12 protein-coding genes are annotated in these 12,160 nt (G+C 70.0%); 7 read left to right on the top strand and 5 right to left on the bottom strand.

Annotated features, from left to right (window positions below):
• The 4 genes from A5736_RS04170 to msrB all read left to right on the top strand — a co-directional run.
• On the top strand, window positions 1–484 hold a 484-nt coding region (locus A5736_RS04170), incomplete at its 5' end, for a pyrimidine reductase family protein (protein WP_139333124.1).
• A gap of 14 nt (window positions 485–498) precedes the next feature.
• Window positions 499–2,058, top strand: coding sequence for an alpha/beta fold hydrolase (locus tag A5736_RS04165; protein ID WP_076244689.1), 1,560 nt, complete (start codon window positions 499–501; stop codon window positions 2,056–2,058).
• A 20-nt stretch (window positions 2,059–2,078) separates the two neighbouring features.
• Complete coding sequence (aftC, locus tag A5736_RS04160; protein ID WP_076244687.1) at window positions 2,079–3,353, top strand: arabinofuranan 3-O-arabinosyltransferase; 1,275 nt, start codon at window positions 2,079–2,081, stop codon at window positions 3,351–3,353.
• Window positions 3,350–3,760, top strand: a complete 411-nt coding sequence (msrB, locus tag A5736_RS04155) for a peptide-methionine (R)-S-oxide reductase MsrB (RefSeq protein WP_076244686.1) — start codon at window positions 3,350–3,352, stop codon at window positions 3,758–3,760. The genes aftC and msrB overlap by 4 nt, the downstream gene beginning before the upstream one ends.
• Window positions 3,761–3,857: 97 nt before the next feature.
• On the opposite strand, the gene A5736_RS04150 is transcribed toward msrB, so the two are convergent.
• Genes A5736_RS04150 through hemE form a run of 4 tightly spaced genes read right to left on the bottom strand, consistent with a single transcriptional unit; the run spans window position 3,858 to window position 7,748 of the window.
• The gene (locus A5736_RS04150) at window positions 3,858–4,610 is read right to left on the bottom strand and encodes a class I SAM-dependent methyltransferase (RefSeq protein WP_076244684.1); all 753 of its coding nucleotides are present in this window, start codon (window positions 4,608–4,610) and stop codon (window positions 3,858–3,860) included.
• Window positions 4,607–5,302 carry a hydrogen peroxide-dependent heme synthase gene (gene hemQ, locus A5736_RS04145; RefSeq protein WP_076115827.1) on the bottom strand — a complete coding sequence of 232 codons (696 nt, stop codon included), beginning with the start codon at window positions 5,300–5,302 and terminating at the stop codon, window positions 4,607–4,609. The genes A5736_RS04150 and hemQ overlap by 4 nt, the downstream gene beginning before the upstream one ends.
• A gap of 5 nt (window positions 5,303–5,307) precedes the next feature.
• Entirely contained in the window at window positions 5,308–6,681 is a 1,374-nt protein-coding gene (locus tag A5736_RS04140) for a protoporphyrinogen oxidase (RefSeq protein ID WP_076244683.1), read from the bottom strand.
• The gene (gene hemE / locus A5736_RS04135) at window positions 6,678–7,748 is read right to left on the bottom strand and encodes a uroporphyrinogen decarboxylase (protein WP_076244681.1); all 1,071 of its coding nucleotides are present in this window, start codon (window positions 7,746–7,748) and stop codon (window positions 6,678–6,680) included. The genes A5736_RS04140 and hemE overlap by 4 nt, the downstream gene beginning before the upstream one ends.
• A 52-nt stretch (window positions 7,749–7,800) precedes the next feature.
• On the opposite strand from hemE, the gene A5736_RS04130 reads away from it, so the two are divergent.
• The 3 genes from A5736_RS04130 (at window position 7,801) to A5736_RS04120 (ending at window position 10,573) form a co-directional block, all read left to right on the top strand.
• Window positions 7,801–8,607, top strand: a complete 807-nt coding sequence (locus tag A5736_RS04130) for an enoyl-CoA hydratase/isomerase family protein (RefSeq protein WP_076244680.1) — start codon at window positions 7,801–7,803, stop codon at window positions 8,605–8,607.
• A 144-nt stretch (window positions 8,608–8,751) separates the two neighbouring features.
• Window positions 8,752–9,288 (top strand): DUF3000 domain-containing protein, encoded by a 537-nt coding sequence (locus A5736_RS04125; RefSeq protein WP_233147926.1) that lies wholly within the window; start codon window positions 8,752–8,754, stop codon window positions 9,286–9,288.
• Between the two features lies 1 nt (window position 9,289).
• Window positions 9,290–10,573, top strand: a complete 1,284-nt coding sequence (locus A5736_RS04120; protein WP_076244678.1) for a ribonuclease D — start codon at window positions 9,290–9,292, stop codon at window positions 10,571–10,573.
• An 87-nt stretch (window positions 10,574–10,660) separates the two neighbouring features.
• On the opposite strand, the gene A5736_RS04115 is transcribed toward A5736_RS04120, so the two are convergent.
• A partial coding sequence (locus A5736_RS04115; RefSeq protein ID WP_076244676.1) for a 1-deoxy-D-xylulose-5-phosphate synthase occupies window positions 10,661–12,160 on the bottom strand: 1,500 nt, incomplete at its 5' end.

Raw genomic sequence — 12,160 nt, 5'->3', positions numbered from 1 at the left:
GGGCGCCGTCCAACGCCAGCGGCGGCAGGCCCGCGCGCAAAGCGAAGTCCCGCAACTGGCGATCGTGACGAAATCGGGTCACCTCGACCGGGACATGGCGGTGTTCACCCGTACCGAAGTGTCACCGCTGGTGCTCACCTGCACGGCGGCCGCCGATGCGACACGCCGCCGGCTCTCCGGTCTTGCCGAGGTGATCGACTGCTCCGCCAGCGATCCGGACAGGGTCGACGAGGCCGCGCTGCTGGCGATCCTCGGGGCGCGCGGCATGCGCCGCGTCCTGACCGAGGGCGGGCCGATGCTGCTGGGCGCGTTCGTGCAACGCGACCTGCTCGACGAGCTGTGCCTGACCATCGCGCCCTACGTGGTCGGCGGCCTGGCCCGGCGCATCGCGACCGGCCCGGGCCAGGTGCTGAGGCCGATGCGCTGCGCGCATGTTCTCGGCGACGACGCCGGCTACCTATACACCCGCTACGTGAAGGTCTAGCTACTGTGGTCGGCATGAGTCGGCAGCTGGCGTCCGCGGCGATCCTGGTCGCGGCGAGCGTCCTGGTCGCCGGCTGCGTCCCGGGCCTGGGCGCCGACCCGCGGTTCGCCACGAATTCCGGTGCCCGCCCGCAGGGCGCGGCCACGACGAAGCCGCCGCCGCCCGGTCCGCCGCCGATCGCGGCGCCCAAGAACGACCTGTCCTGGCACGACTGCACGTCGCAGCTTTTCAACGACGCGGCGCTGCGGCCCCCGACTGGGATCCAACTCGACTGCGCGAACTACGACGCCGACCTCGACCCGGTCAACGGCGGGTCCGGGACCGTGACCATCGGTGTGGTCCGCGCGCGGTCGAGCCAGACCCCGAAGGACGCCGGGCCCCTCGTCTTCACCACCGGTTCCGACCTGGCGTCCTCGGCGCAGCTGCCGGTCTGGCTCTCGCAGGCGGGCGGCGACGTCCTGCAGACCCACCCGATCGTCGCGGTGGACCGCCGCGGCATCGGCATGTCGAGCCCGATCGACTGCCGGGATCATTTCGCCCGCACGGCCATGCGCGATCAGGCGCAATTCCAGACCGGCGACGACCCGGTCGCCAACCTGTCCGACATCGCCAACACCGCGACCACGAACTGCACCGACGCCATCGCGCCCGGCGACAACGCCTACGACAACGCACACGCCGCGTCGGACATCGAGCGCCTGCGCAGCCTGTGGGACGTGCCGGCCGTCGCTCTCGTCGGCATCGGCAACGGCGCCCAGGTGGCGCTGGCCTATGCCGCATCTCGGCCCGACAAGGTCGCGCGCTTGATCCTCGACTCGCCAATTGCCTTGGGCGTCAACGCCGAAGCGGCCGCCGAACAACAGGTCAAGGGCCAGCAGGCCGCGCTCGACGCGTTCGCCGCGCAGTGCATTGCGGTGAACTGCGCGCTCGGCGCCGATCCCAAGGGTGCCGTCAGCGCGCTGCTGGCCGACGCCCGCGCCGGCAAGGGGCCCGGCGGCGCGTCGGTGGCGCAGGTCGCCAACGCCGTGACCGTCGCGTTGGGCTTCCCGTCCGGCGGCCGCGTCGGCGCCACCACCAGCCTGGCCAACGCGTTGTCGGCGGCGCGCTCCGGTGACGCCAACCAGCTGAACAGCTTGATCAACCACGCCGATGCCACCCAGGACTCTGACGGCCAGTTCGTCAACTCCTGCAGCGATGCGATCAACCGCCCCACCCCGGACCGGGTTCGCGAACTGGTCGTCGCGTGGGGCAAGCTCTACCCGCAGTTCGGCACGGTCGCCGCGCTCAACTTGGTCAAATGCGTGCACTGGCCCACCGGTTCGCCGCCCGCGCCGCCGAAGAAGCTCAAGGTCGACGTCCTGCTCTCCGGCGTGCAGAACGACCCGATCGTGGGCAGCGAAGGGGTCGCCGCGACCGCCGCCACGATCATCAACGCCAACGCCGCCAGCAAGCGGGTGATGTGGCAGGGCATCGGCCACGGCGCCAGCATCTACTCGCCGTGCGCGGTGCCGCCGCTGATCGGCTATCTCAACAGCGGCAAGCTGCCCGGAACCGACACCTACTGCCCCGCCTGATACTTGGTCCCCTCCCCCCGGTGTACGGTGCGCTGGTGACCGCGCTCTCCGACGCCTTTCGACCCCGCACCGGCGCACCGAGTACGGCGACGATATTGCGGTCGGCGCTGTGGCCGGTGGCCATCCTGTCGGTCCTGCATCGCAGCATCGTGGTCACCACCAACGGCAACATCACCGACGATTTCAAGCCGGTCTACCGCGCGGTGCTGAACTTCCGGCGCGGCTGGGACATCTACAACGAGCACTTCGACTACGTCGACCCGCACTACCTGTATCCCCCGGGCGGCACGCTGCTGATGGCGCCGTTCGGATACCTGCCGTTCGCGCCGTCGCGCTACCTGTTCATCCTGATCAACACCATCGCCATCCTGATCGCCTGGTACCTGTTGCTGCGGCTGTTCAAGTTCACGCTGTCCTCGGTGGCCGCCCCCGCCCTGCTGCTGGCGATGTTCTGCACCGAGACCGTGACCAACACGCTGGTGTTCACCAACATCAACGGCTGCGTGTTGCTCGCCGAGATGCTGTTCCTGCGCTGGTTGCTGGACGGCAGGGTGAGCCGACAATGGTGGGCCGGGTTCGCGATCGGCCTGACGCTGACGCTCAAACCCGTGCTGGGGCCGCTGCTGTTGCTGCCGCTGCTGAACCGGCAGTGGCGGACGCTGGTGCCGGCGTTCGCGGTCCCCGTCGTCATCAACCTGGCCGCCTGGCCGTTGGTGAGCGACCCAATGGACTTCGTCACCCGCACGGTGCCGTACATCATGGGCACCCGCGATTACTTCAACAGCTCGATCGAGGGCAACGGCGTGTACTTCGGGCTGCCCACCTGGCTGATCGTGTTCCTGCGAATCCTGTTCACGCTGATCGCGATTGGCGCCCTGTGGCTGCTCCGCTACTACCGCACCCGCGACCCGCTGTTCTGGTTCACCACGTCGACGGGCGTGCTGCTGCTGTGGTCGTTCCTGGTGCTGTCGCTGGCCCAGGGCTACTACTCGATGATGCTGTTCCCCTTCCTGATGACCGTCGTGCTGCGCAACTCGGTGATCCGCAACTGGCCGGCGTGGCTGGGGATCTATGGCTTCATGACGCTGGACCGCTGGCTGCTGTTCAACTGGATGAGATACGGCCGCGCCCTGGAATACCTGAAGATCACCTACGGCTGGTCGCTGCTGCTGATCGTGACGTTTACGGTGCTGTACTTCCGGTATCTGGACGCCAAGGCCGAGGACCGCCTCGACGACGGGATCGATCCCGCGTGGCTGACGCCCAAGCCGGAGCGAGCTAGCGTGGATGCATGACTAGCCCGAAGCTGCGCCTGACCGACGACGAGTGGCGCCAAAAACTCACGCCGGAGGAGTTCCAGGTGCTCCGGCGCGCCGGTACCGAGCGGCCGTTCACCGGTGAGTACACCGACACCAAAACAGAGGGCGTTTACCAGTGCCGGGCGTGCGGGGCCGAATTGTTCCGCAGCACAGAGAAATTCGAATCGCACTGCGGCTGGCCGTCGTTCTTCGACCCGGCCAACTCCGACGCGGTGATACTCCGTCCCGACCATTCGATGGGCACGACGCGCACCGAGGTGCTGTGCGCCAGCTGCCACAGTCACCTGGGCCACGTGTTCGCCGGCGAGGGTTATCCCACGCCCACGGATCAGCGCTATTGCATCAACTCGATCTCGCTGCGCCTGGTCCCGGCGGGAACATAGCGCAGAGTTTTCACGCCGAGCCTGTAATTCTGCAGGCCTCTACTCGCACTTTCTCTGCAGATTTACAGCCTCGGCGAAGGCGCTAGCGAGACGGGCGTCAGTCCGCGCGGGTGGCGTGGCATTCCCAGAACGGCGCGTGCACCCGCCCATTGGTCAGCCATGGCTCCATCGCCCGAAACCGCTCCAGCAGCGTCTGCGCCTGTTCGGCCATGTCGGGGTTGCGCGCGGCCATCAACTCGATGGTCTCGACGCTCATGTTGATCTGGTAGGTGGTCGGGCCCAGGTAGGTGATCTCCCAACCACCGAGCGGCAGCACGTCACGAAAGTCGCTCTCGGACAACGACCGCATCAACTTGAAGCCGTTGACGTCGTGCTCACCGAACTCGAACATGTAGAGCCGCGCGCCGGGCTTGGTGGCCCGGCGCAGCGCCTGCACGTAGGACTTCTGCAGCTCCGGATCGGTGCTGAAGGTGTGGTAGAAGGCGCAGTCGACGACCGTGTCGAACCGGCCGTGGAACCCGTCCAGCTTCGTCGCGTCGGCCAGCTCGAAGTTCACCGACACCCCGGCCTTCCGCGCGTTCTCGCGGGCCCGCTCCAGCGCGCCTTCCGACCCGTCGATCCCGGTCGCCGCGTAGCCCTTGGAGGCGTAGTAGATCGCGTGATGGCCCGGGCCGGTGCCCGGGTCGAGCACCTCGCCTTTGACCGCGCCCAGCGCGACGAGCTGCTGCACCACCGGTTGCGGGCCGCCGATGTCCCACGGCGTGGCGGTGGGCAGGCCGTGCGACAGCCGTTCGTCGCGGTACATCTGCTCGAAACGGGTCGGGTCGGTGGGGTCGAATTGTGTTGTCACGGCAGCGCATTCACCAGCTGCTCGACGGGCACCCGCGGCCCGGTGAAAAACGGCGTCTCCGCGCGGGTGTGGCGTCGCGCGTCGGTGGCCCGCAGCTCGCGCATCAGGTCGACGATGCGATCCAGCTCGGGCGCCTCGAAGGCCAGGATCCATTCGTAGTCGCCGAGCGCGAACGCCGGCACCGTGTTGGCCCGGACGTCCTTGTACTCGCGGGCGGCCATGCCGTGCTCGGCGAGCATGCGGCGGCGCTCCTCGTCGGGCAGCAGGTACCACTCGTAGGACCGCACGAACGGATACACGCAGATGTAGGCACCCGGCTCCTCGCCGGCCAGGAACGCCGGGATGTGGCTCTTGTTGAATTCGGCGGGCCGGTGCAGCGCCACGCTGCTCCATACCGGCGAGCAGGCGCGCCCCAGGGTGGTAGTGCGCCGGAAGTCGGCGTAGGTCGCCTGCAGCGCTTCGACGCGCTCGGCGTGCGTCCAGATCATGAAATCGGCGTCGGCCCGCAGGCCCGACACGTCGTAGAGGCCGCGGACCACCACGCCGCGCTCTTCCTGCAGCTTGAAAAACGTCGACGCGTCATCGATCACGGCGTCGCGCTGCTCGCCGAGCTCGCCGGGACGCACCGAGAACACCGAGAACATCAGGTAGCGAAGCTGCGAATTCAGCTCGTCATAGTCAAGCTTGGCCATGAAACCTATCGTGCCACTTCCGCATCCGCGGCCTCGACGGCCCTGATCACGCGCTCGGCGGCGCGGCCCGCCGCCCCGACGCACGCCGGCACGCCGATCCCGTCGAGGTAGCCGCCGGCCACGGCGAGCGTCGGCGGCAGCCCGGCGCGCACCTCGGCGACCACGTCGGCGTGGCCAGGCCCGTATTGCGGCATCGCGTCGATCCAGCGCCGCACCCGCGCATCGACCGGCTCGACGTCCAGGCCGAACACCGCGGCCAGGTCGCTGACCGCCCAGGACAGCAGCTGCTCGTCGGAGGCGCTGGAGGCCAGGTTGTCGCCGTAGCGACCGAACGACAGCCGCAGGAACTGCGTGTCGCCCGCGATCCCCCACTTGCGCGACGACAGTGTGAGCGCCTTGGCGTGCAGGCGCTCGCCGCTGGCGACCAGCACCCCGGAGCACTCGGGAAGCGGCGTGCTGCCCGGCACCGCCAGCGCCACCACCGCCGACGACGCGCTGCCGATCCGGCTCGCGGCGGCGCCGCTGCGTGGGGCGATCTCGGCCAGCACCCGCGCCACCCGCGGCGCCGGAACCGCGAGGATCACGGCGTCGGCGTGCCAAGAAGCGCCGGTGTCGTCGAGCAGTGCCCAGCCGCGCCCGGCCCGTTCGAGCCGGTCCACCGCGGCGCGGACCCACCGCGGCCGGCCGCGCCGCACGAGCTCGTCGATCAGCACCCCATAGCCGCCGTCGAGCGCGCCGAACACGGGTGCGTCGCTGGCCGGCGGCAACCCCTGGGCGACCGCGTCGGCCAGGCTGGTCGCACCGCGGTCCAGCGCCGCCGCCACGGTGGGCGCGGCCGCGCGCAGCCCGATCGTCGCCGCCGAGCCCGCGTACACCCCACCCAGCAGCGGGTCCACCGAGCGAGCCACGGTCTGTTCGCCGAACCGGTCGCCAACGAATTCCGCCACCGCGGGGTCGCCGCCCGGGTGCCAATCCAAGGTGCGGCCGGGTTCGGCATCTATGCGCGCGATGGTCGCGTCGTCGACCAATCCGGCCAGCGACGACCCCGACGACGGAATCCCCACGACCGTGGCCGTCGGCAGCGGGTGCAGCTCGTGGCCGCTGTAGATCAACGGCCGGGCGCCGGTGGTGGTCAGCTGTCGCCCCGATAGCCCCAGTTCGGCCAGCAGCGCCGGCATCTCGGGCCGGCGCCGCACGAACGCCTCGGCCCCCAGGTCCATCGGCCGCCCGGCCACCAGCTCGGTGCGCAGCACCCCGCCGAGATTCTCGGCCGGATCGAATAGCGTGATCGCAGCGTCGTCGCCGGCCGCCGCGCGCAGCCGGTAGGCCGCGGTCAGTCCCGAAATTCCGCCGCCCACAACACAATACGAGCGCGTCATAGCGAGTGGACCAGCGCCACCAGCTCGGTCAGCACGCCGGGGTCGGTCTCCGGCAGTACCCCGTGGCCGAGGTTGAACACATGGCCCGCGGCGCCGGCGTCGACGGCGCGGCGCCCGTCATCGACGACGGCGCGTGCGGCGCGTTCGGTCACCGGCCAGCCGGCCAGCAGCACCACCGGATCGAGGTTGCCCTGCAGCGCGGTGCCGGGTTCGACGCGGGTGGCGGCGTCGGCGAGCGCCGTTCGCCAATCCACCCCGACCGCGCAAGCACCGGCCGCCGACATCGCGCCCAGCAACTCGGCCGTGCCGACCCCGAAGTGCGTCATCGGCACGCCGCACTCGGACAGGGTGGCGAACACCCGGGAGCTGTGCGGCAGCACGTATTGGCGGTAGTCGGCCAGCGACAGGGTGCCCGCCCACGAGTCGAACACCTGGATGGCGTCGACGCCGGCGCCGATCTGGCCGCGCAGGAACGCAACGGTGAGATCGGTCAGCTTCGACATCAACGCGTGCCAGCTCGCGGGTTCGGCCAGCATCATCGCCTTGGTGCGGGGGTGGTTGCGGCTCGGGCCACCCTCGACCAGATAGGACGCCAACGTGAACGGCGCGCCGGCGAAGCCGATCAGCGGAACGTCGCCCAGCGCGTCAACCAGAAGCGAAACGGCGTCATAGACCGGCTGGATCGCTTGTGGGTCAAGGGGTTTCACGGTGTCGATGTCGGCGTCGGTGCGCACCGGGTGTGCGATCACCGGGCCGACGTCGGTGACGATGTCCAGATCGACACCCGCGGCGCGCAGCGGCACCACGATGTCAGAGAACAGGATCGCCGCGTCGACGCCGTAGCGGCGTATCGGCTGCAGGGTGATCTCGCAGGCCACCTCGGGCTCGAAACAGGCCGCCAGCATGCTGTGTCGCTCCCGCAGCGCCCGGTATTCGGGCAGCGAGCGGCCGGCCTGCCGCATGAACCACACCGGCACCCGGTTGGGTTTGCGTCCGGTGACGGCGGCCAGGTACGGCGACTCGGGAAGCTCGCGACGAGTGCGAGCGGGGTTGTCGGGGTCCTTCATTGGCCTCAATGCTGCCACGAGGCCCGGCATTCGCTTGCGTAACATCAACCCGATGCCAGTCAACTACGGGGAGTTCCCCAGCCTTCGGTGCGAAACCGGCGAGAACGGCGTGCTGACGCTGGTTCTAGACGCCCCCGGGCTGAATTCGGTCGGGCCGCAGATGCACCGCGACCTCGCCGACATCTGGCCGGTGATCGACCGCGATCCCGAGGTGCGCGTCGTGCTGGTGCGCGGCGAGGGCAAGGCGTTCTCGTCGGGCGGCAGCTTCGACCTGATCGAAGAAACCATGGGCGAATTCGAGGGCCGGATCCGCATCATGCGGGAGGCCCGCGATCTGGTGCTCAACATGGTCAACTTCGACAAGCCGGTGGTCTCCGCGATCCGCGGCCCGGCCGTCGGCGCCGGCCTGGTGGTGGCGTTGCTCGCCGACATCTCGGTGGCGGGCCGGACCGCGAAAATCATCGACGGGCACACCAAACTCGGGGTGGCGGCCGGCGACCACGCCGCGATCTGCTGGCCGCTGCTGGTCGGCATGGCCAAGGCCAAGTACTACCTGCTCACCTGCGAGACGCTGCTCGGCGAGGAGGCCGAGCGCATCGGCCTGGTCTCCACCTGCGTCGACGACGACGACGTCCTGCCGACGGCGACCCGCCTCGCCGAGAACCTGGCGCAGGGCGCCCAACACGCGATTCGCTGGACCAAACGCAGCCTCAACCACTGGTACCGGATGTTCGCTCCCACCTTCGAAACGTCGCTTGGCCTGGAATTTCTCAGTTTCGGCGGCCCCGACGTGCGCGAAGGCCTCGCCGCGCATCGCGAGAAGCGTCCGGCGCGATTTTCCGGCGGAAGTGCGGGCTGAGCAGGCGCGATGCGGGCTGGTAACGGGTTGGTCGCGACGCGCGCGGGAATCGGCGCGCCTGTTTCGGCGTGTCGAGGGGTAGGTCTACCGTCAAACGCTGTGACCTCTGCTGAACCGGCCCCATTCCGCGAGGCGGTGGCGGCGATGAACGCCGTGACCGCGCGGGCGGAGATCGAGCTGGGCCCCATTCGGCCGCCGCAGCGCCTGGCGCCCTACAGCTACGCGCTGGGGGCCGAGGTCAAGCACCCCGACGTCGAGGTTGTGCCCGAGCGCTCGGAGGGCGACGCCTTCGGCCGGCTGATCCTGTTGTACGACCCGGACGGCGCCGACGCCTGGGACGGCACCATCCGCCTGGTCGCCTACATCCAGGCCGACCTGGACCCCAGCGAGGCCGTCGATCCGCTGCTGCCGGAGGTGGCGTGGAGCTGGCTGGTCGATGCGCTGGAGTCCCACACCGACAACGTCACCGCCCTCGGCGGCACCGTCACCGCCACCACGTCGGTCCGCTACGGCGACATCTCCGGACCGCCCCGCGCCCACCAGCTGGAGCTGCGGGCATCCTGGACGGCGACCGACCCGGGGGTCGGAGTTCACGTCGAGGCGTTCTGCGACGTGCTGGAGCACGCCGCGGGCCTACCACCGACCGGAGTCACCGACTTGGGCTCCCGGTCACGCGCCTGACATGGGCGAACCCGCGGCCGATGCGCCCGGCGGCACCGAACCCAGCCCCACGCCGCTCCTGCACCCCACCGACGGAATTCCCGACCTGTCCGTCACCGTCGCCGAGATCAAGGCGGCCGCGCGGCGCCTGGACGCGGGCCGCGGGCCGTTCGCCGTCGACGCCGAGCGCGCGTCGGGTTTCCGCTACTCCAACCGGGCCTACCTGATTCAGGTCCGGCGCGCCGGGGCCGGCACCGTGCTCATCGACCCGGTCAGCCACGGCGCGGACCCGGTGACCGCGCTGCGCCCCGTCGCCGAGGTGCTCGCAACCGACGAGTGGATCCTGCACGCCGCCGATCAGGATCTGCCGTGCCTGGCCGAGGTCGGCATGCGTCCGCCGGCGCTGTACGACACCGAGCTGGCCGGGCGGCTGGCCGGGTTCGAGCGGGTGAACCTGGCGACGATGGTCCAGCGGTTGCTGGGCCTGGGGCTGGCCAAGGGACACGGCGCGGCCGACTGGTCCAAGCGACCACTGCCCGCCGAATGGCTGAACTACGCCGCGCTCGACGTGGAACTGCTCATCGAACTGCGCGCATCGATCGCCGACGTCCTGGCCAAAGAAGGCAAAACCGATTGGGCCGCACAGGAATTCGACTACCTGCGCACCGAAGGCCTCAGGGAGACGCCGGCGTCGCGGCGCGACCGCTGGCGGCGCACGTCGGGGATCCATCGGGTGCGTGACCCACGCGGCCTGGCCGCGGTTCGCGAACTGTGGACCACCCGCGACCGCATCGCGGCGCGCCGCGACATCGCGCCCCGGCGCATCCTGCCGGACTCGGCCATCATCGACGCCGCCCTCGCCGATCCGAAGACGGTCGACGACCTGGTGGCCCTGCCCGTGTTCGGCGGGCGCAACCAGCGGCGCAGCGCCGCGACGTGGCTGGCGGCGCTGGAGGCGGCCCGGGAAAACCGGAACCCCGCCGACGACATCGAGCCACCGAACGGGCCGCCGCCGCCGGCGCGCTGGAGCCGACGCAAACCGGAGGCCGCCGCCCGGCGGGAGGCGGCCCGGGCGGCACTGTCGGAGGTCTCCGAGCGCGTCCACGTTCCCACCGAGAACCTGGTCTCACCCGACCTGGTGCGACGGCTGTGCTGGGACTGGCAGGACATCCAGCAGGGCGCGGCCGACACGCTCGACGCCGTCGACGGGTTCCTGTGCGCCGGCCACGCCCGGACCTGGCAGCGCGAGCTCGTGGACCCCGCGCTGGCGGAGGCGCTGCGGCCGCCGGCGGACACCGATGACTAGAGGCGCACCGATGCCGAATGTGAAACCACTGCGAAAAATCGAGCTCAAAATCGCATTGGCTTCACGTTCGGCGAAAGGCGCCGGCGCTTAGTCGAGGTGCTCGCGGATCTCGGCTTCGGTCAGCGAACTGCCCAGCGCGGCAACCCAACCGGTGATGCGGCGGGCCACGTCCTGGTCGGTCAGCCCCAGATCGGCCAGCACCTCGCCCCGCGAGGCGTGCTCGTAGAACTCCTGCGGCAATCCGACGTCGCGGCACGGGACGTCGATGTCAGCCCGGCGCAGCGCGGCCGAAACCGCCGAACCCACACCGCCGTTGACGCCGTTGTCCTCGCACGTGACGACCAGCTTGTGCTGCGCAGCCAGGTCGAGGACACCGTCGGACACGGGCAGCACCCAACGCGGGTCGATCACCGTGACGCCGATCCCCTGGTTGTGTAGCCGCTTGGCCACCTCCAGCGCCATCGGCGCGAATGCGCCGACGGCCACCAACAACACATCGTGGTTCGACCCGGCGGTCGGCACCGCGAGCACGTCGACGCCCGATCGGCGCTCCAGCGCCGGAATGTCTTCGCCCACATCGCCTTTGGGAAACCGGATCGCCGTCGGCCCGTCGTCGACGTCGAGCGCCTCACCGAGTTCCTCACGCAACCGGGTGGCATCGCGGGGTGCCGCCACCCGCATGCCGGGAACGATGCCCAGCATCGACAAGTCCCACATGCCGTTGTGGCTGGCGCCGTCCGAACCGGTGATCCCGGCCCGGTCCAGCACCATGGTGACCGGCAGCTTGTGCAGCGCCACGTCCATCATGATCTGGTCGAAGGCCCGGTTCAGGAACGTCGAATAAATCGCGACCACCGGGTGCATGCCGCCCATCGCGAGCCCGGCCGCCGACGTCATCGCGTGTTGCTCGGCGATGCCGACGTCGAACAGGCGATCCGGGAAGCGTTGCCCGAATGCGGTCAGCCCGGTGGGGCCGGGCATCGCCGCGGTGATCGCCACGATGTCGCGCCGCTGCTTGGCGTACTCGATCAGCGTGTCGGCGAAGACCTTGGTCCAGCCCGGGCCGGCGATCTTGGTGACCTGCCCGGTGGCCGGATCGATCGGCACGGTCGAATGCATCTGCTCGGCCTCGTCTGCTTCGGCCGGGGCGTACCCCATGCCCTTGCGGGTCACGACGTGCACAATCACCGGGCCCCCGAAGCCGCGGGCATGGCGCAGCGCCGCCTCCACCGCGCGCTCGTCGTGGCCGTCGACCGGGCCGACGTACTTCAGGCCCAGGTCGGTGAACAGCAGCTGCGGCGACAGCGAGTCCTTGATGCCGGCCTTGACGCTGTGCATGAAGCGGTAGGCGATCTTGCCGAAGAGCGGCATCGAGCGCACCACGTCGCGGCCCTTTTCCAGCATATGTTCGTACGCCGGCTGCAGCCGGAGCGAGGCCAGGTGGTCGGCGACACCGCCGATGGTGGGCGCGTAGCTGCGGCCGTTGTCGTTGACCACGATGATCACCGGACGCCGGGTCGCGGCGATGTTGTTCAGCGCCTCCCAGCACATGCCGCCGGTGAGTGCGCCATCCCCGACCACCGCGAC

Origin of the sequence: Mycobacterium sp. SP-6446 (assembly GCF_001954045.1) — a bacterium.
GTDB lineage: Bacteria > Actinomycetota > Actinomycetes > Mycobacteriales > Mycobacteriaceae > Mycobacterium.
This window is presented reverse-complemented; position numbering and strand designations above follow the sequence as displayed.

Coding starts and splice junctions, on each gene's coding strand:
- A5736_RS04125 (WP_233147926.1), top strand. CDS start 8,752: ATGAACGCCGTGACCGCGCGGGCGGAGATCGAGCTGGGCCCCATTCGG.
- hemQ (WP_076115827.1), bottom strand. CDS start 5,302: ATGGCCAAGCTTGACTATGACGAGCTGAATTCGCAGCTTCGCTACCTG.
- A5736_RS04165 (WP_076244689.1), top strand. CDS start 499: ATGAGTCGGCAGCTGGCGTCCGCGGCGATCCTGGTCGCGGCGAGCGTC.
- hemE (WP_076244681.1), bottom strand. CDS start 7,748: ATGAAGGACCCCGACAACCCCGCTCGCACTCGTCGCGAGCTTCCCGAG.
- A5736_RS04120 (WP_076244678.1), top strand. CDS start 9,290: ATGGGCGAACCCGCGGCCGATGCGCCCGGCGGCACCGAACCCAGCCCC.
- A5736_RS04130 (WP_076244680.1), top strand. CDS start 7,801: ATGCCAGTCAACTACGGGGAGTTCCCCAGCCTTCGGTGCGAAACCGGC.
- A5736_RS04140 (WP_076244683.1), bottom strand. CDS start 6,681: ATGACGCGCTCGTATTGTGTTGTGGGCGGCGGAATTTCGGGACTGACC.
- msrB (WP_076244686.1), top strand. CDS start 3,350: ATGACTAGCCCGAAGCTGCGCCTGACCGACGACGAGTGGCGCCAAAAA.